At 74.0% G+C, this 19479-nt stretch carries 8 protein-coding genes and 1 riboswitch; of the genes, 4 read left to right on the top strand and 4 right to left on the bottom strand.

Annotation, left to right across the window (positions count from 1 at the left end):
* Positions 1 to 12 precede the first annotated feature (12 nt).
* From NYF13_RS15635 to ccrA, 3 genes are all read right to left on the bottom strand, one after another.
* Positions 13 to 11145: an SDR family NAD(P)-dependent oxidoreductase gene (locus NYF13_RS15635; protein ID WP_315657541.1), complete on the bottom strand. Its 11133-nt coding sequence runs from the start codon at positions 11143 to 11145 to the stop codon at positions 13 to 15.
* Positions 11146 to 11253: 108 nt separating this feature from the next.
* The gene (locus NYF13_RS15640; protein ID WP_315657543.1) at positions 11254 to 12951 is read right to left on the bottom strand and encodes a 3-hydroxyacyl-CoA dehydrogenase family protein; all 1698 of its coding nucleotides are present in this window, start codon (positions 12949 to 12951) and stop codon (positions 11254 to 11256) included.
* 20 nt (positions 12952 to 12971) lie between these two features.
* Entirely contained in the window at positions 12972 to 14306 is a 1335-nt protein-coding gene (gene ccrA, locus NYF13_RS15645; RefSeq protein WP_315657545.1) for a crotonyl-CoA carboxylase/reductase, read from the bottom strand.
* 540 nt (positions 14307 to 14846) lie between these two features.
* Here ccrA and NYF13_RS15650 point away from each other — a divergent pair.
* Both NYF13_RS15650 and NYF13_RS15655 read left to right on the top strand, forming a co-directional pair.
* The gene (locus tag NYF13_RS15650) at positions 14847 to 16349 is read left to right on the top strand and encodes an alpha/beta hydrolase (protein WP_315657547.1); all 1503 of its coding nucleotides are present in this window, start codon (positions 14847 to 14849) and stop codon (positions 16347 to 16349) included.
* A gap of 134 nt (positions 16350 to 16483) precedes the next feature.
* Positions 16484 to 17209 (top strand): MerR family transcriptional regulator, encoded by a 726-nt coding sequence (locus tag NYF13_RS15655; protein ID WP_315657549.1) that lies wholly within the window; start codon positions 16484 to 16486, stop codon positions 17207 to 17209.
* Between the two features lie 20 nt (positions 17210 to 17229).
* Here the strand turns inward: NYF13_RS15655 and NYF13_RS15660 are convergent, their stop codons facing one another.
* The gene (locus tag NYF13_RS15660) at positions 17230 to 17928 is read right to left on the bottom strand and encodes a type II CAAX endopeptidase family protein (protein WP_315657550.1); all 699 of its coding nucleotides are present in this window, start codon (positions 17926 to 17928) and stop codon (positions 17230 to 17232) included.
* A 206-nt stretch (positions 17929 to 18134) separates the two neighbouring features.
* Positions 18135 to 18202, top strand: a riboswitch (Fluoride riboswitch).
* 298 nt (positions 18203 to 18500) lie between these two features.
* On the opposite strand from NYF13_RS15660, the gene NYF13_RS15665 reads away from it, so the two are divergent.
* Positions 18501 to 18737: a DUF2180 family protein gene (locus tag NYF13_RS15665; protein WP_315657551.1), complete on the top strand. Its 237-nt coding sequence runs from the start codon at positions 18501 to 18503 to the stop codon at positions 18735 to 18737.
* A gap of 297 nt (positions 18738 to 19034) precedes the next feature.
* Positions 19035 to 19427 carry an ester cyclase gene (locus tag NYF13_RS15670; protein ID WP_315657552.1) on the top strand — a complete coding sequence of 131 codons (393 nt, stop codon included), beginning with the start codon at positions 19035 to 19037 and terminating at the stop codon, positions 19425 to 19427.
* Positions 19428 to 19479: the final 52 nt, after the last annotated feature.

A 19479-nucleotide genomic window follows, 5' to 3' on the forward strand; every position in this document is an offset into this window, starting at 1 on the left:
GCGGGCCGCGGGTCAGGGCCCGGCGTAGCCCTGGTCGATCATGGCGAACAGGTCGTCGGTGCCGGCGTCGGCGAACCCGGCCTCGCCCGGGTCGTCCGCCCACGCGCCGAGCAGCGCCCGCAGCCGCCGGGTCACGCGCTCGCGGTCGGCGTCCTCCGGCACCGCGGCGAGCAGCGCTTCGGCCTGCGCCAGCGCCGCCAACCCCGCTTCGAGCGCCGACACCTCGGCCGGCGCCAGCTCGGCGCGCAGGTGCGCGGCCAGCAGCTCCGGCGTCGGGTGGTCGAACACCAGCGTCGAGGGCAGCCGCAGCCCGGTGAGCCGGTTGAGGTGGTTGCGGAACTCGACCGAGGTGAGCGAGTCGAAGCCGAGGTCGTTGAACGCACGGTCCGCGGGCACCGACGCCGCCGAGGGGTGGCCCAGCACGCGGGCGGCGCCGGTGCGGACCAGGTCGGTCAGCAGCCGGACGCCTTCGTCGGCCGGCACCGCGCCCAGCCGGTCGCGCAGCGATTCGCCGCTCCCGGGCCCGCTCGCCGCGACGCGGCGCGCTGCGGTCTTCAGCAGTCCGCGCAGCAGCGGTGGTACGACCTCGTCCGCGCCGGGCCGGCGGCCGGTGTCGAGCGGGACCGCGGCGGCCAGGGCCAAGTCCCGGTTCGCCGCCGCGTCGTAGAGGGCGAGCCCGGCTTCCTCGGTGATCGGGGCGAACCCGGTCCGGGCCATCCGGCGCACCGCGGCTTCGTCGAGCGTCCCGGCCATGCCGCCGGCCGCCGTCCACGCGCCCCAGGCCACCGACTGCCCCGGCCGGCCGTGCGCCCGGCGGTGGTGGGCGAGCGCGTCGAGGAAGGTGTTGCCGGCCGCGTAGCTGGCTTGCCCGGCGTTGCCGAACAACCCGGCCGCGCTGGAGAAGAGCGTGAACGAGGCCAGGTCGAGGTCCCGGGTCAGCTCGTGCAGGTGCCAGGCGCCGTCGACTTTCGCGGCGAGCACGCCGTGTAGCCGCGCTTCGGTCATCGTGGCCAGAAGGCCGTCGTCGAGGCGGCCCGCCGCGTGCACGACGGCGGTCAGTGGGTGCTCCGCCGGGATCGAGCCCAGCAGCTCCTCGACGGCCGCCCGGTCGGCGACGTCGCAGGCCGCGACGGTGACGTCGGCGCCCAGCTCGCCCAGTTGCTCGGCGAGCTTGCGCGCATCCGGCGCGTCCGGTCCGCTGCGATTGGTCAGCAGCAGCCGGGTGGCGCCGTGGCGCTCGACCAGGTGCCGGGCCAGCAGGCCGCCCAGCGCGCCGGTGCCGCCGGTGATCAGTACCGTGCCCGCCGGGTCCGGGGTGCGGGGGAGCGTGAGCACGGCCTTGCCGACGAGCGCGGCCTGGCTCAGCGCGCGGAACGCGTCCGGGGCGCGGCGCAGGTCGTACACCGTGATCGGCTGCGGCGTCAGGGTTCCGTCGGCGAAGTGCGCCGAGAGCGCGTCGAGCATCTCCCGGGTGCGGTCGTGACCGGCGTCCTGGACGTCGTAGACCCGGTACCGCACGCCCGGGTGCTCGGCCGCGACCCGCTCGGCGTCGCGGATGTCGGTCTTGCCCATCTCCAGGAACCGGCCGCCGCGCGGCAGCAGCCGCAGCGACGCGTCGACGAACTCGCCCGCAAGGCAGTCGAGCACGACGTCGACCCCGGCCCCGCCGGTGGCCGCGAGGAACTCCGGTTCGAAGTCCAGGGTCCGCGAGTTGGCGATCCGGCCGTCGGGGAGGCCGCGGGCGCGCAGGGTGTCCTGCTTGGCCGGGCTGGCGGTCGCGTAGACCTCGGCACCGAGCACCCCGGCGAGCTGGACGGCGGCCGTGCCGACGCCGCCCGCCGCGGCGTGCACCAGCACGGACTCGCCCGGGCGCAGGTCCGCGAGGTCGACGAGGCCGTAGTAGGCGGTGAGGAACGCGACCGGGACCGCCGCGCCCTGCTCGTAGCTCCAGCCCGCGGGCAGCCGGGTCAGCCAGCGGTGGTCGGTGACCGCGACCGGCGCGAACGCCGCCGGGCACAGGCCCAGCACGCGGTCCCCGGGCGCGAGGTCCCGGACCTCGGCGCCGACTTCGAGGACGTCTCCGGCGAGCTCGCCGCCGATGCCGTCGAGCCCGGGCACGATCGCCAGCGCGACCATGACGTCCCGGAAGTTCAGGCCCGCGGCCCGCACCGAGACGCGCACCTCGTGCGGCCCCAGCGCGCGTTCGGCTTCGGGGAACGGCACGAGCGTCACCGCGTCGAGCGTGCCGCCGCCGGTGCTGTCCAGCCGCCACGGTCCCGCCGGGGGCACCAGTGAACCAGCCGTGTCGGCGGCGGCGAGGCGGGGCGCGTAGGCGACTCCGGCGCGCACCGCGAGCTGCGGCTCACCCTGGCCGAGCACCTGCGGCAGCAGAGCCAGTGACGCCGGATCGTCGTCGACGTCGACGAGGGTGAACTTCCCGGCGTGCTCGCTCTGCGCGGACCGCACCAGGCCCCACACCACCGACGCGGCGAGGTCCGGCACGTCTTCGCCGGGCGCGGCTGCGATCGCCCCGCGCGTCACCACGGCCAGCTCACCGTCCTCCGTGGACTGGACGGCGGCCAGCACGCGTTCGGCGCTCGCGTGCGCGGCGGCCGCGGTGTCGCCCGGCCCGCCGCGCACGCACAACACGGCGAGATCGTCGCCGCTGCCGGGTTCGAGTCCGAACGGGTCCTCACCGGTCACGACCAGCCGGCGCGGTTCCCCGGCGGGCACGGTCGTCGTCCAGTCGACGCGGAACAGCGAGCTGTCCCCGGCCGGGGTCTCGTCGGGTGCGATCGCCCGCAGGACCAGGGAGTCCGCGGTGGCGACCGCGGTCCCGGCGGAGTCCGCCAGCTCGACGCGCCAGCCGTCGCCCACCGGGCTCAGCCGGACCCGGGCCGCGGCCGCCCCGGCGGCGGCGAGCCGGACACCGGTCCACGCGTAGGGGAGCCGGACGCCGTCTTCTTCCCCGGCGGCCAGGGAAAGGCCGTGCAGGGACGCGTCCAGCAGCGCCGGGTGGAGGCCGTAGGAACCGGCCTCTCCGGTGGCGGTCTCCGGCAACGCGAGGTCGGCGAAGATGTCGTCGCCGCTGCGCCAGGCCGCGCGCAGGCAGCGGAATGTTGGTCCGTAGCCGTACCCGGCCGCTTCCAGCGCGGGGTACAACGAGGCGACGTCCAGGGCTTCGGCGGCGGGCGGCCAGGTGCGCGCCCAGTCCGGTGCCTCCGTCGCGGTCTCGGCGTCGTGCACCGTCGCGGAGGCGTGGCTCATCCACCCGCCTCCGGCCGGACGCGAGTCGACCGACACCGCGCGCCGCCCGTCGTCCTCCGGTGCCCCCACCCGGACCTGTATGTCCACAGTGGATTCCTCGGGCAGGCGCAGCGGCGCCTGCAAAAGCAGTTCTTCGACGACACCGGCGCCGACGTGGTCGGCGGCGTGGGTGACCAGCTCGACGAACGCGCTGCCGGGCAGCAGCGGCGTCCCGCCGACCGCGTGTTCGGCGAGCCACGGCAGCGTGGCGGCCGACAGCGTGCCCGCGAAGACGACCTCGCCGCCGGCCAGCGTGACGCTCGTGCCCAGCAGCGGGTGCCCCACCGGGGCCAGCCCACCGCCGCGGGCGCCCGAGGCCGCGGCACTGCGCGGCAGCCAGTACCGCGTCCGCTGGAACGCATACGTCGGCAGCTCGACGCGGCGCGCGGACCGGCCGGCGAAGACGTTTTCCCAGTCCACTTCGGTGCCGTGCGCGTGCGCGGTCGCCACCGCGCGCAGCAGGCAGGCGGGCTCGTCCTGTTCGCGGCGCAGCAGCGCCACGTGCGGGAGGTCGCCGGGCGCGCTCGCGGTCAGGGACGCGTCCGGCCCGGCTTCGAGGCAGAGCCCGATCCCGTCGGCGCGCAGGGTTTCGCAGACGTCGGCGAACCGCACGGTGTCGCGCACCTGCCGGGCCCAGTACGCCGGGTCCGCCCACTTGGCGGCGTCGAGGGTGGTGCCGGTGACGCTGGAGACGATCGGCAACCGGGGTGCGTGAAAGGTCAGCGACGCGGCCAGCGCTGTGAACTCGGCCAGCATCGGGTCCATCCGCGCGGAGTGGAACGCGTGGCTGACCCGCAGCCGCCGCACGCGCTTTCCCTCCGCCGCAGAGCGCTCGGCGACCGCGGTGACGGCGTCTTCGTCGCCGGAGACGACCACGGCGTCCGGGGCGTTCACCGCGGCGAGGGAGGCACCCGGGCCCAGCAGCGGTACGACTTCCGTTTCGGGCGCGGCGATCGCGATCATCGCGCCGCCTTCGGGCAGCGCCTCCATCAGCTGCCCGCGCGCGGCCACGAGCGCGCACGCATCGGCCAGGTCCAGCACGCCCGCGACGTGCGCGGCGGCCAGTTCGCCGACGGAGTGCCCGGCGACCGCGTCCGGCCGCAGCCCCCACGATTCGAGCAGCCGGACCAGCGCGATCTCGACGGCGAAGGTGGCGGTCTGGGTGAAGACGGTCCGGTCGAGCAGGGTGCCGTCGTCGCCGAAGAGCACCGGGCGCACGGGCTTCGCGAGATTCTGGTCCAGGTGGTCGCAGACTTCGTCCAAGGCCCGGGCGAACACCGGGAACGCCGCATACAGGCCGCGGCCCATGCCGGCGCGTTGCGCGCCCTGACCGGTGAAGACGAACGCGGTCCTCGGCTCACCCGCGGCCACGACGTCGTCGACGCCGAGCGCCGTCAGCGCGGCGAGGAGGTGGTCGCGGCCGGTGGCGGTCAGCGGCACCCGGTGGCGCAACGGCGACCGGCCGGTGCCCAGCGTGTAGAGCACGTCGGCGGGGGTCAGGTCCGGCCGGGCGCGCAGGTGCCCGGCCAGCGTTCCGGCTTGCGCCAGCACGGCTTCCGGGGTGTGGCCGGACAGCACGCCCGCCCCGGGGACCGGTGTTCCTCCGGGCTCGGCGGGGGTTTCGGCCGGGACGCCTTCGAGGACCACGTGGGCATTGGTCCCGCTGACCCCGAACGCCGACACCGCGGCGCGGCGCGGCCCGGCCGGCCAGGGGCGCGCCTCGGTGAGCAGTCGCACCGCGCCGGAGTCCCAGTCGATCCGCGACGACGGCTCGTCGGCGTGCAGCGTCGCCGGCAGCGTGCCGTGCCGCAGGGCGAGGATCATCTTGAGCACGCCCGCGATCCCGGCGGCGGCCTGCGCGTGCCCGAGGTTGGACTTGACCGACCCCAGCCACAGCGGCTCGGCGCGGTCCTGGCCGTAGGTCGCCAGCAGCGCCTGCACCTCGATCGGGTCGCCGAGCGTGGTGCCGGTGCCGTGCCCCTCGACGGCCTGGACGTCCGATGGGGACAGTCCGGCGCCGGCCAGCGCGGACCGGATCACCCGCTGCTGCGAGGGGCCGTTGGGGGCGGTCAGCCCGTTGGACGCGCCGTCGGAGTTGACCGCGGACCCGCGGACCACCGCCAGCACCTCGTGGCCGAGCCGCCGGGCGTCCGAAAGCCGTTCCAGCAGCACCAAGCCCGCGCCTTCGCCCCAGCCGGTCCCGTTCGCGCCCGCGCCGTAGGAGCGGCAGCGGCCGTCCGCGGACAGGCCGCCCTGACGGCTGAAGTCGACGAAGGTGGCGGGCGTCGACATGACCGTGACCCCACCCGCGAGCGCCAGGTCGCACTCGCCCGCGCGCAGGGCCTGGGCGGCCAGGTGCAGCGAGACCAGCGAGGACGAGCACGCCGTGTCGATGCTGACCGCCGGGCCTTCGAGGCCGAGGACGTAGGCGACCCGGCCGGACAGCACGCTGCCCGCGGTGCCCAGCCCGCCGTAGCCGCCGGTCTCGGACGACGGGTCGTGCAGCCAGGAGCCGTAGTCGTTGTACATGACCCCGGCGAAGACCCCGGTCCGGCTGCCGCGCAAGGAAGCCGGGGCGACGCGGGCGTGTTCCACGGTCTCCCACGCCACCTCCAGGAGCAGGCGCTGCTGGGGGTCCATCGCTGCGGCTTCACGCGGGGAGATGCCGAAGAACTCCGCGTCGAACTCGTCGGCGTCGTGCAGGAACCCGCCGTGGCGGGTGTAGCTCTTGCCGGCGGCGCCGGGGACGGGGTCGTAGAGGTCGCCGAGGTCCCAGCCGCGGTTCGCCGGCATCTCCGAGATGGCGTCCGTGCCACCCGTGACGAGGTCCCACAGCTGCCCGGGGGTGTGGACGCCGCCGGGGAACCGGCAGCCCAGCCCGACCACGGCGATCGGGTCGTCATCGTTGCGGGGCCCGGCCGGGGTGACCCGGTCCGACGGGCCCGAGCCGGCCAGGAGGTGCCGGGCGAGCGCGACCGGCGTCGGGTGGTCGAACACGAGCGTCGCGGGCAGCCGCCGGCCCAGCGCGGTGCCGAGGGCGGTGCGGAACTCCACCGCGGCCAGCGAGTCGAACCCCAGCTCTTGGAAGCTGCGCCGCGCCTCGACGTCGGCCGCGCTGCGGTGCCCGAGCACCGAGGCGGCGGTGCTGAGCACGACGTCGAGTAGCTGCCGTTCGGCGTCGGCCGGGGACAGCGACCCCAGAGACGTCGCGGAGCCGGTCGTGGTGGTGCGCGCCGGCTTCGGGGCCAGGTCGCGCAGGATCGGGGGCAGCGAGCCGTCGGCGGCGGACGTGCGCAGCCGGGACCGGTCGAGCGCGACCGGGGCCAGGCCGGTGGTGCCGAGCGCGAGCGCGGCGTCGAAGAGGGCGGCGCCCTGCGCGTCACCGATCTCTCGAAGCCCGGCCCGCGCCATCCGCCGGGTGGCCAGCGGCGACACCGACGCGGCCATCCCACCGCCCGCGGCCCAGGCACCCCAGGCAAGGGACTGGGCCCCGATCCCGGCGGCGAGCGCGTCGAGGTAGGCGTTGGCGGCGGCGTAGGCGGCCTGGCCGGCGCCGCCCAGCAGGCCGGACGCGCTGGAGAACAGCACGAACGCGCGCAGGCCGAGGTGCTTCGTGGCCTCGTGCAGGTGCCAGGCGCCGTCGACCTTCGGCGTGAGCACGCGGGCGATGCGGTCGGGGGTGAGGGAGGTGGCCAGGCCGTCGTCGAGCGTGCCGGCCAGGTGCAGCACGGCGGACAGGTCCGGGGTCGCGAGCGCGGCGACGGCGGTCGGGTCGGCGAGGTCGCACGCCACGACGTCGACGTCCGCGCCCAGGGCGCGCAGCTCGGCGAGCAGGGCCGTCGCGCGCGGTTCACCGGGGCCGCCGCGGTTGGTCAGCAGCAGCCGCCGGACGCCGCGGTGGGTCACGAGGTGGCGGGCGAGCAGCGCGCCGAGGGCGCCGGTGCCGCCGGTGACCAGCACGGTGCCCTCGCCGAGATCCGGTTCGCCGGGCTCGGCGGTCACGGCGGCCAGGCGCGGCACGAGCACGGTCGCGTCACGCACGGCCAGACGGGGTTCGTCGGCGTCCAGCACCGGCACGAGGGCGGCGAGGTCTTCCGGCTGCGCGTCGGCCAGGACGATCCGGCCCGGGTTCTCCGCCTGGGCGGCGCCGAGGAAGCCCCAGCAGGCCGCCAGCACGGGGTCGGCGCCGGTGGCGCCGGGGAGCACCGGCACGAGCAGGGCACCGGCGAACCGGTCGTCGGTGAGCCAGGTCCGGCCGAGTTCGGCGACTTCCGTGACGGCCTGGTGGGTGGCGGCGACGCGGCCGGCCGCCGCGTCGGCCGAGATGGTCGCGAACACCACGTCCGGCACGTCCCGCAGCTCCGCCACGGCGTGGTGCGGCACGGTCGTCCAGGACCGCTCGGTGGTGCGGGGTGGCTCGGCCAGGGGACGCCAGACGGTCTCGAAGAGCGCGTCCCGCAACGGATCGGGGGCGGCGGCCGCGATCTCGCGCAGCGTCAGGGACTCGACCTGGAACACCGGGTGGTCGCCGGGGTCCGTCGCGAAGACGGAGAAGGCGTCCGGCCCGGTCGGGCTGACGCGCACGCGCAGGGCGTCGGCGCCACGGGCCGCGAGGGAAACGCCGTTCCAGCTGAAGGGCACCCGCGGCACCGAAGGGCCGTCGAGGAACACGGCCGCGTGCAGGGCGGCGTCGAACAGCGCGGGGTGAAGGCCGAAGGCCCCCGGCGAAGTTCCGGGCGGCAGGGCCACCTCGGCGAACACGGTGTCGCCGAGCCGCCAAGCCGCTCGCAGTCCCTGGAACGCTTCGCCGTACTCGACGCCTCCGTGACCCGTGTCGTACAGGTCTTCGACGGCGAGGGGTTCCGCCCCCGGCGGCGGCCAGGCACCGGCGGGGGCGGGCGACGGGACCGGGTCCGTGGCGAGCGAGCCGCTGGCGTGCAGGGTCCAGGGCCGGTCGGCGTCGGCGCGGGCGTGCACGGCGACGGCCGCGGTGCCGTCGGCGCCGGGGGTGACGGTGAGCTGCAGCTCGATGGCGCCGTCGCCGGGCACGGCGAGGGGTTCGTGGAGGACCAGCTCGGCGAGGGTGGCGAAACCGTCGCGGGCACCGGCGTGCAGGGCCAGTTCGGCGAACGCCGTGCCGGGGACGATCGGGGTGCCGGTGAGCCGGTGGTCGGTGAGCCACGGCTGGTCGGCGGGGGAGAGGTGCCCGGTGTGGAGGTGGGCCGGCGCTCCGGCGAGGGCGAGCGAACCGCTGAGCAGGGGGTGCGACGCGGGCCGCAGGGGAGTGGGTTTGCCGGCGGGGAGCCAGAACCGCTCGTGCTGGAAGGCGTAGGTGGGCAGGTCGACCCGGCGACGTCCGGGCAGCACGGCCGCCCAGTCCACGTCGTGCCCGCGTAGCCACAGCCGCCCGACCGCTTCCATCAGGTCGGTCGCCTCGGTCTGCGGACCCTTCACCGCCGGAACGCCGTCGACCATCGTCGTCAGCACCGGCGCCGGACCGACCTCCAGCCACGTCCCGAGATCCGGCACGCTGAACCGCACGGTCCCGGTCACCTGCGCCACCCAGTAGTCCGGATTCAGCACATCGGTGCGACCGCCACCCGTGGGCAGCATGGGGATGGCCGGCTCCCGGAACTCCACCGACTCCACCACGGCCCGGAACCCATCCAGCATCGGCGCCATCAACGGCGAATGAAACGCGTGCGACACCCGCAACTGCCGCACCCACACCCCGCGCTCCCGGAGCACCTCCACCGCACGGCCGACCGCCTCCGCGTCCCCGGACAACACCACCGACGACGGCCCGTTCACCGCCGCCAGCGACACACCGTCACCCAGCAGGTCCGCGACCTCGGCCTCACTCGTCCCGACCGTCCACATCACCCCACCGGAGGGCAACGCCTGCATCAACGACGCCCGAGCCGCCACCACCCGGCACGCATCCGGCACCGACCACAACCCGGCCACGCACGCCGCCGCCAGCTCCCCGATCGAATGCCCGACCACCACCTCCGGCCGCACACCCCACGACTCCAGCAACCGCGCCAGCGACACCTCGAACGCGAACAACACCAACTGCGCCACACCGGTCTGGTCGACATCCCCGGTGACATCCGGGAAGTGCGCGGTGATCCCGTCCCAGGACTCCGCGAACACCGGATAGGTCTCCCGAAGCTGGTCACCCATACCCAGGCGCTGGGCCCCCTGGCCGGTGAACATCCATCCCGAACCACCCTCGACCAGGCTCTCGCCCACGAAGGATCCATCCGGGTGCACCACCGCCCCGTGATCCAGCCGAGCCCGCGACGACACCAATGACCACGCCACGTCGGCCGGAACCGGCTCCGGGCCCAGGAAACCCACCAGCCGATCCACCTGGGCCCGCACCCCCGCCGGCCCACGACCCGACACCACCAACGGCACCGGCCCGGTGAACCCGGCCGCCGCGGGCACCTCGGCTTCCTCGGGCGCTTCGAGGATCACGTGCGCGTTGGTACCGCTGATCCCGAACGACGACACCCCGGCCCGCCGCACCCGGTCACCGCGAGGCCACTCCCGGCGTTGCGCGACCACTTCGACGGCACCGGCCGTCCAGTCCACCTGCGCACTCGGCACCTCGGCGTGCAGCGACGCGGGCACGACCCCGTGCCGCAGCGCCAGGACCATCTTGATGATCCCGGCGACCCCGGCCGCGGCCTGGGTGTGCCCGATGTTCGACTTGACCGACCCCAGCAGCAACGGGGTTTCCCGCTCCTGCCCGTACGTGGCGAGCAGCGCCTGCGCTTCGATCGGATCCCCGAGCGAGGTCCCGGTCCCGTGGCCTTCCACGACGTCCACATCGGACGGTTGCAGGCCCGCGTTCGCCAAGGCGGAGCGGATCACCCGCTGCTGCGAGGGACCGTTCGGTGCGGTCAGCCCGTTCGACGCGCCGTCCTGGTTGACCGCCGAGCCCCGCACCACCGCCAGGACCCGGTGCCCGAGCCGCTGGGCGTCGGAAAGCCGTTCGACGACCAGTACGCCGACACCTTCACCCCACCCGGTGCCGTCCGCGCCCTCGGCGTAGGACTTGCAGCGGCCGTCGGCGGCCAGCCCGCCCTGGCGGGACATCTCGACGAACACCCCCGGCGTCGACATCACCGTCACGCCGCCGGCCAGCGCCAGCTCGCATTCTCCGTCCCGCAGCGACTGCCCGGCCAGGTGCAACGCCACCAGCGAAGACGAACACGCCGTGTCCACGGTGACCGCCGGACCTTCCAGACCGAGCACGTAGGACACCCGGCCGGACAGCACGCTGCCCGCGACCCCGGTGCTGAGGTAGCCCTCCAGTTCGTCCGGGACGGTCGCGGGATCCCCGGCGTAGTCGTGGTACATCAGGCCGCTGAAGACGCCGGTGCGACTGCCGCGCAACGACTCCGCGGGCAGGCCGGCGTTTTCCACCGCCTCCCAGGATGCTTCCAGCAGCAGCCGGTGCTGCGGGTCCATGGCGAGCGCTTCGCGCGGCGACAGCCCGAAGAACCCCGGGTCGAACCCGGCCGCGTCGTCGAGGAACGCGCCTTCCGCGGTGGCGAAGGTGCCGCGCCGGTCCGACCCGGGGGCGTGCCGGCTGGCGACGTCCCAGCCGCGGTCGGCCGGCATGGCCGACACCGCGTCGCGGCCGTCGCGCACCAGCTCCCACAGCTGCCCGGGCGTGGTGACCCCGCCCGGGTAGCGGCAGGCCATGCCGACGATCGCGATCGGTTCGGACCGCGCGTCCTCCAGCTGCCGGATCCGGCGGTGGGCGCTGCGCAGGTCCGTCGTCATCCGCTTGAGGTAGTCGACAAGCTGCTTTTCGTTGGTCACGGTTACCTCGCCGCTCGGCCGGTCGCGCACATCGGTTCGGACCCTAGGCAGGTTCGCCCGCCGCGCCCCCCTTAACGGCGGGCCGCCGCCCCCTAACCCCGCCCGGGCTCAGGCGGTCACCCGCCACACCGAGTACGAGTGGAACCCGGCCCCGGCCTTGCGGCCCAGCCGCCCCAGCGCCACCAGCTGGCTGAGCATCGCCGTCGGCTTGACGTCCGGGTCGTCGTTCGCCTCGTGCAGCCGCAGCTGGATGGCTTCGCCGACGTCGAGGCCGATGGCGTCCAGCAACGCGAACGGCCCCATCGGGAAGCCGAGCCCCTGCGCGACGGCGGTGTCGACCTCTTCGATCGTCGCCACCCCGTTCTCCACGAGCGTGGCCGCGTCGTTCAGGTAGGGGAACAGCAGGTGGTTCACGAGGAAGCCGCTGCGGTCCGGGCAGCCGACCGGCGTCTTGCCGAGCGCGGTCGCGAAGGCGTGCGCGGTCGCGACGACGTCGTCGGCGACGAAGCCGGTCCGGCCGACCTCGACCAGGCGCATCGCCGGGGCGGGGTTGAAGAAGTGCAGCCCCACGACGTCGGCCGGGCGCCGGGTGGCCTTCGCGCAGTCGGCGACCGACAGGCTGGACGTCGTGGTCGCCAGGACGGCGCCGGGCCGGCACACGCGGTCGAGGTCGGCGAACACGGCCGCCTTGGCCTGCTCGTCCTCGCTGACCGCCTCGATCGCGATGTCGCAGTCGGCGAGTTCGGCGACGTCGGTGGTCACGACCAGTGCCGTCAGCGCCGCTTCCCGTTGTTCCGCGCCGGCTTGGCCGCGTCGCACGGCGCGTTCGAGGGATGCGTCGATCGCCGCGCGCGCGGCTTCGGCCTTCTCGACGCTGCGGGCGACGAGCACCGTCGGCAGGCCGTGGGACGTCGTGACCTGGGCGATCCCGCGGGCCATGATCCCGGAGCCGACGACGCCGACGCGGCGGACCGGCCGGGTGGTCCCGCCGGGGCCCGCGGCCGGCTCCGGATCCGCGGTTTCGCGGTCGTAGCGGTAGAAACCGTGCCCGGCTTTCCGGCCGAGGGCACCGGTTGCGGCCATCGTGCGCAGCAGCGTGGCCGGTGCGAAAGCCGCACGGCCGGTTTCGCGGTGCAGCGCGTCCAGTTCGGCCACGGCGGCGTCGATCCCGATCCGGTCCAGCAGCTCGAACGGCCCGTGCGGCAGCCCGCACCCCAGCCGCATCGCGGTGTCGATGTCGTCCCGGCTCGACTCGCCCGTTTCGCCCAGCGCGGCCGCGCGGTTGAGGTAGGCGAGCAGCATCCGCCGCGTCGCGCCCCCCGCCGGGCCGAGCTCGGTGAGCCGGACCGGCAGCCGGTCGAGCACCGCTCGCACCGCGGCGAGCGTGGCCGGGTCGGTCATGCTCGTGCCGATCAGCTCGACGCCGCCGGCCGGAGGCGGCAGCAGCGTCCGCAGCCCGGCCAGCCGCGTCGGCCGGCCCGAGGCGACGGCGAGGGTGGTCAAGGACAGGGAGGCGGTCGTGCTGGCGAAGGCGGTACCGGGTCCGCACACCGCCGCGGCCGAGCGCAGGACCGCGCCCTTGAGCTCGAGGTCTTCGGGGACGGCCTCGATGACGACGTCGGCCGAGGCGAGGGTTTCGAGCCGCGTGGTGACCGTGGCGCCCGGCCACCGGCCCCGGGCCACCACGGCGGGATCGGCGTCGACGGCGATGACCGGGACACCGGCGGCGGTGAGCAGGTCCGCCCACGCGCCGCCGGTGGACCCGAGGCCGAGCACACCGATGGTCGTCGGTCGTTCTCCGGTCATGTCAGGCCCTTCCTTCGAGGTCAGTTCCGGAACCGGACGAGCTGGGGCAGGTACCGTTCGCGCATTTCCGGGTCGTCGACGCCGAGGCCGGGCTCGGGGGCCAGGCAGAGCACGCCGACCTTGCCGTCGTGCCGGTTCGCGTGCACCTCGGCGACGGCCTGGCCGGTCTCGGCCAGTGGGTGCACTGTGGACAGTGTCGGGTGGATGGCGCCGGTGGCGATCAACCGGTTGGCTGCCCAGGCTTCCCGGTAGTTGGCGAAGTGCGACCCGACGATCCGCTTCAGCCGCATCCACAGGTGCCGGTTGTCGTAGACGTGCTCGTACCCGGTGGTCGACGCGCAGGTGACGACGGTGCCGCCGCGCCGGGCGACGTAGACGCTGGCGCCGAAGGTCTCCCGGCCCGGGTGCTCGAAGACGATGTCCGGGTCGTGGCCGCCGGTCAGCTCGCGCACGGCGGCGCCGAAGCGCTTCCACTCGCGCTGGTCCTGGGTGTGCTCGTCGGACCAGAACCGGAAGCCTTCGGCCGAGCGGTCGAGCACCAGCTCCGCGCCCATCGAGCGGACCAGCTCGGCCTTGCGCGGGCTCGACACCACGCACACGGGGATGCCGCCGCCGTTGAGCACGAGCTGGGTGGCGTAGGAGCCGAGCCCGCCGGCGGCGCCCCAGATGAGCACGACGTCGCCCTGCTTCAGGTCGGCGCCGTTGCGCGAGACCAGCTGCCGGTAGGCGGTGGAGTTGACCAGCCCGGAGGCGGCGGCCTCCTCCCAGGTGAGGTGGGCCGGCTTCGGCATCAGCTGGTTGGCCTTGACCAGCGCGAGCTGCGCGAGCCCGCCGTAGTTCGTCTCGAACCCCCAGATGCGCTGCTCGGGGTCGAGCATGGTGTCGTCGTGCCCGTCCGGGGCGGCCAGCTCGACGTTGAGGCAGTGCGCGACGACCCGGTCACCGGGCTTGACCGTCCGCACGGCGGCGCCGACCCGCAGGACGACGCCGGCCAGGTCCGAGCCGAGCACGTGGTGGGGCCGGTCGTGCTGTTCGGCGCCGGGCACGGACCGGGCGTACCGCCGCAGGAAGCCGAAGGTCGGCATCGGCTCGAAGATCGAGGTCCAGACGGTGTTGTAGTTGACGCAGCTGGCCATGGCGGCGACGAGCACCTCGTCCGGCCCGACCTCGGGGGTCGCCACCCGGTCCACGTGGATGGACTTCGCGGGGTCCTTGTCCCGGGTGGCCATCCCGTCGAACATGGCCGTCTCGTCGGCGTGGACCAGCGCGCCGAGGTAGCTGCCGGGAACCGGCAGCGAAGCGAACGCGGCTGGTGAGGTCTCTCCGGAAACGATCGTTTCGACGATGTCCTGCATGCAGCCCTCCGGGCGTCGACGGGGCGATCCCGCCGCCGATGAAGCGGGTCGGCGCGAAGTTAGCCGCGCCGGACGGCGGCTGAACCCCGAATCGCCGGGCTCCACCCCCTACATCCGGGGAGGGCCCGGTAGCGGCGCCACGGTGACCGGCGGAGCCGAGGAGGGGGGTGACGTGACCCGGACTGCGGCCGATCCCGCGGGCAGCGACCCGCAGCGCGGCGGCGAGGGAGGCTGAGCGGTCCGATCACGGCATCACGCGCGTGATCACGGTGGCGGCGAGGAGTGTGCCGAAACGTCCGACCCGCGCCGGCGATCGTCGGAGAGCGCCGAGCGCGCATCGCGGGTATGGCGCGAGTCGGGCTCGCGGTCCGAAGTGGACCGCGAGTCCCGGGCGCGGTGACCGGGCTGTGTCGTGGGCGATGCAGGCCATCTGCCGCGGCCGTCTTTCCGTACTCGCCCGCCCGGAGCGGTCACGTTAAGGCCCGTCCACGATGGACGGGGGGTGACAGATGGCAGGGGTGCAGCGGGGGGAGGGCTGGTGTGCTGTGGCGCATGATGAAGTCGATGCGGTGGGTGTGGCCGGTCGTGGCGGTGGCCGCGGTGGTGGTGGTGGTGGTGCCGTTGGCCGGTGCCTCGGATCCGGGGCCGGCGGACTCCCTGAAGTGGGGTGCGTGTCCGTCCGGGGCCGATCCTGCGCTGCGGTGTTCGACGCTTGCGGTGCCGCTGGACTACCGGCATCCCGAGGGCAGGAAGATCGATCTCGCGGTGTCGCGGCTGGCGAGCGCGGACCAGGGGAAGCGCCGGGGGGTGCTTCTGGTCGACCCGGGCGGCCCCGGTCTGCCCGGGTCGCTGGCCACGCCCACGATGGGACTGCCGCAGCCGGTGCGCGACCGCTACGACGTGATCGGGTTCGACCCACGCGGGATCGGCCGCAGCGCCCCGCTGACCTGCGGTCTCACCCCTGCGCAGAGTGCGGTGGCCGCGACTCCGCCCTATCCGCGCGACGCCGCCGACGTGGCCCGGACCGCCGAAACCGCCGCCGTCATCGCCCGGCAGTGCACCAGCTCCGACACCGCGGACGTCCTGCCGTTCGTCACCACGGCGAACACCGCGCGCGACCTGGACTCGATCCGGGCGGCGCTGGGGGAGGAGAAGATGTCCTACTACGGCGAGTCCTACGGCACCTACCTCGGCGCGGTCTACACCACGCTTTTCCCGGAGCACAGCGACCGCTTCGTCCTCGACAGCAGCCTCCCGCCCGAAGGCTACGACCTCGACGCGCTGCGCAGCCAGGCGCTGGGCTTCCAGACCCGGTTCCCCGATTTCGCGCTGTTCGCGGCGGGCGAGGCCACCCGGTACGGACTGGGCAGTACGCCGGCGGCGGTGACCGCGAAGTACTACGAGCTCGCCGGCCGTCTGGACCACGCCCCGGCCCAGGGGTTCGACGGCACGAGCTTCCGCAACCTCACCTCCGGCCTGCTGCGCCGTGACGACGAGTTCCCGCAGCTCGCCTCGATCTGGCAGGCCCTCGACTCGGGCCAGCCCCTTCCCGCCGCGGCAGCCCCGGACGGCTCGGACGGCTCGGACGGCGCGGGCGGCGCGGGCTTCAGCGACCGTGGGAGCTTCGCCGTCGGCTACCTCAGCGTGGTGTGCAACGACTCCTCGTGGCCCACCTCGGTCGGGACCTACCAGCACGACGTCGAAGTGGACCGGCTCCGCTACCCGATGTACGGCCCGATCACGGCCAACATCCGGCCCTGCGCGTTCTGGCCGGCCCCGGCGGAACCGAAGGTGTCCCTCGGCGGCCCGGGCCCGGCCGACGTCCTGATCGTGCAGAACCTCCGCGACCCGGCCACCCCGCTGCCCGGCGCGCTCCGGACGCGCTCAGCCCTGGGCGAGCGGGCCCGGATGGTCACCATCGACCAAGGCGGCCACGTCGCCTACGGCGCCGGCAACCGCTGCGGCAACACCACCGTGACCGACTACCTGGTGACCGGCCGCCTCGCCCCCCAAGACACCTTCTGCCCCGCCGAAACCCACTGACCCACCACAAAGGACCGAAGAACGGAAACCCGCCCCGCGCCCTCGGGTTCGCCGATCCGCGGCAACGCCGACGAGCTTCCGCGGGCGGAGGTGTCTAAAGTGTCCGTGTGGCAGCGGCAAAACGAGGGCAGGGCATGGTGTGGAGCACGCGCCAGCTGGCGGAGCTGGCGGGAACCACCGTCAAAACGGTGCGGCACTACCATCGGATGGGCTTGCTCGACCTGCCCGATCGGACGGCCAACGGGTACAAGCAGTATCGGATGACGCACCTCGTCCGGTTGTTGCGGATCAAAAGACTGACCGACCTCGGTCTTTCGCTCGCTCGGATTCGGGCGATGGGTGCCGGTGACGGCGACCCGGGCGAAACCGTTCGCGCGCTCGAAGACGAGTTGGCGGCCAGGGCCGATCGTCTGCAGCGGATTCGCGGGGAGCTCGCCGTTCTGCGCGAGCACGGCGCCCCGCTGGATTCCCCGGCGCGGCTGGGGAGCGTCGCCGGCGGGCTGTCGGAGGAAGACCGGGCGATGCTGACCGTGGTCTCCGGCTCTCTGCCGGACCACGCCCTCGACGACCTCCGCCAGTTGATCGCGGAGCCCACCGACCGGGGGACCGACGAAGACTTCGACCGCCTGGCCGAAGATGCCGACGACGCGACGATCGAAGACATCGCCGGCCGGCTGGCCGAGTCGGTCCGGCGCAGTCACGCCCGCTTCCCGTGGATGGCCGACCCCGGCTCCGCCGGAACGCGAGGCCGGGAGTTCGCCGAGACCGCGATGGGATCTGCGGTCGTCGAGCGGTTCAACGCCGCTCAGCTGAAGGCTCTCGCGCTCGTCCATGCGCAGCTGGCGGCGCAAGACCGGTGAGCGAACCGGCGGCGGCCTCCTCAGCCCCCGGTGACGCCGTGGTAGAGGATGCCTGCGCTGTTGTAGACGACATGGACGACGACAGCCGGCCAGAGGGAGCCGGAGAACCGCAGCAGCAGCCCGGTACTGAGCCCGACGACGAACGCGAGCGGCATGACGGCGTTGAGTCCGTGCGCCAGGGCGAAGACCGCCGCACTGAGGGGCACCCCGATCCAGGGACCCCATCGGAACAGGAAGCCGGCCAGAACGCCCCGGAACAGCGCCTCCTCACCGAGGGGGGTGAGCAGGCCACCGAGCACCACGGTGACCACGAGCGAGAGCACTCCGGCATCCGCGGCATCGCGATAGCTCTGCTGGACCCCCTCCGAGTGGGGGAAGAGCGGGTCGAACACCGCCGAGACCGGCCAGCTCAACCCGAAGCACACGAGACCGGCCGCGAGGGCCACGAGAAGCCAGCCGGGATGAACCCGTCGCATTCCGAAAGCGCGGACGTCGCGGATACGGACGAGCACGGCGACGGCGAACGCGCCCAGCGGGGCGATACCGGAGACGAGGAAATTGGCCTGGCCGGGCGAGAGGGGAAAGCCCGCCGGTAGCCGGGCCGCGATGACTGCGCCGGTCGCGTACAGAATGAGGGCGGTGAGAATCGCTGCGCCGAGTTCAGGCCAGCCCGGCCGGCGGTGGTCCGGCTCGCGGCTGACGTCGTTGCTCGTGTTCATGGCCGCCAGTGTCGGGTGTGGCCCAGGGGCAGGGTCAAGCTCGTCCGTTCACCTCGGGCCGCGGCAGTGCCGGTGCCCTTTCGGCGGGGTCGGGACGGTGCTGCGGCCGACGGGGCGTTACCGGCCGAAGTGCGGCTGACTCCGCGGTCGCCGGGTCGGAGGCGAAAGCGGCGGTTGCGTAGTCATGGCGGCCCGGCGCACACTGGGCGGGCACAGGCGATGAGGCCCGCCTTCGACCGCGGACGTGACGTCCGCTGATGGCTTCTACCGCACCACTGTCGTGCTCGCGCACGCCAGCAGAGCCGGTAGAAGGAGGCGCCGATGAGCGATCTGGCCGTCGCCAGCGGTGCTCTTGATCGTCACGAAGCCGCCGAGTTTCCCTCCGTCGTGACCGGCCGTGGTGACGGCCGATCCTGCGTTCCCCGCGTCCGAGCTGTGTGTCCTTTTCGGACTTTCGCGGTCGTCGCGAGTGCCGTCTCCACGTTCGGGTCAAGGCGTCCGGCGACGGCGAAACGCCGCACTGGCCTCGATCCCGGTACCGAACCGAAACACCCGACCGGAGGAGAACCGACATGAACTGCTTCGAATGCGCCGGCCGCGGCGAGACCCGTCCTTCGGTGGCCGTCTGCACCACCTGTGGCGCCGGCGCCTGTCTCGACTGCGTCCGGCCGACGACCCGGGACATCCGGCACGCGGTGGGCTTTTCCTCGGCGGAGCTGGCGATCACCACCACCCGCGAACTGCACTGCACCCCTTGCCACAGCGCGATTTCCGCGCATCAGGGCGCGTTGGCCGACCTGGGTGGTTAGCCGGGTGAACCCAGGGGCCCGCGAGAGGGCCCATCCGGCGCCCAACGACTCCTGAGCTGGACGGATCGAGACATCGGCCGCGAACAGCGGGCCCCACCCCGCGCGTGACCCGGCCGGGCCCCTCGCCCGGGTGCGGGCGGACCACGTCCACTTCGAGAGCCCGCCGCCGTCCCACCTGGTACCGCCCTCTCGCTGCGAAAACTTATGTATCGATCGGTACCGAACAGTGCTACGGTCGAGGTGCCCTGATCGACAAAGCGGCGGCCCCGTGGTGGACCGCCGGGAACCGAGGCCCTGATGTCCGACGACGCCCTCCGCGAGTGGTACTTCCGCTACATCTCGGCGCTGAACGCGCACGAGTTCGACGGCATGGACGCTTTCATCGGCGACCACGTGGTGCTCAACGGTGAGCCCGGCACTCGCGAGGACGTTCTGGCGGTGCAGCAGCAGGACGTCACCGCGGTCCCGGACCTGCATTGGGTCGTCGACGAGCTGCTCGTCGATCGCGACCGGCTGGCCGTCCGGCTCCGCAACACCGGAACCCCGGTCCGGGAGTGGTTGGGCGTGGCCCCGGCCGGTGCCTCGTTCGACATCGTCGAGTACGCGATCTACCGGATTCGCGACGGGCGGTTCGTGCAGATGACCGCGCTGCACGACGGGGCCGGACTGCGCCGCCAGCTCGCCGCGTGACGAGCGCGTCCACCCCGCGTCACCGCAGTCGATCCTCGAGCCCCGGAGGGGG

Origin of the sequence: Amycolatopsis sp. PS_44_ISF1 (genome assembly GCF_032335455.1) — a bacterium.
Lineage (GTDB): Bacteria > Actinomycetota > Actinomycetes > Mycobacteriales > Pseudonocardiaceae > Amycolatopsis.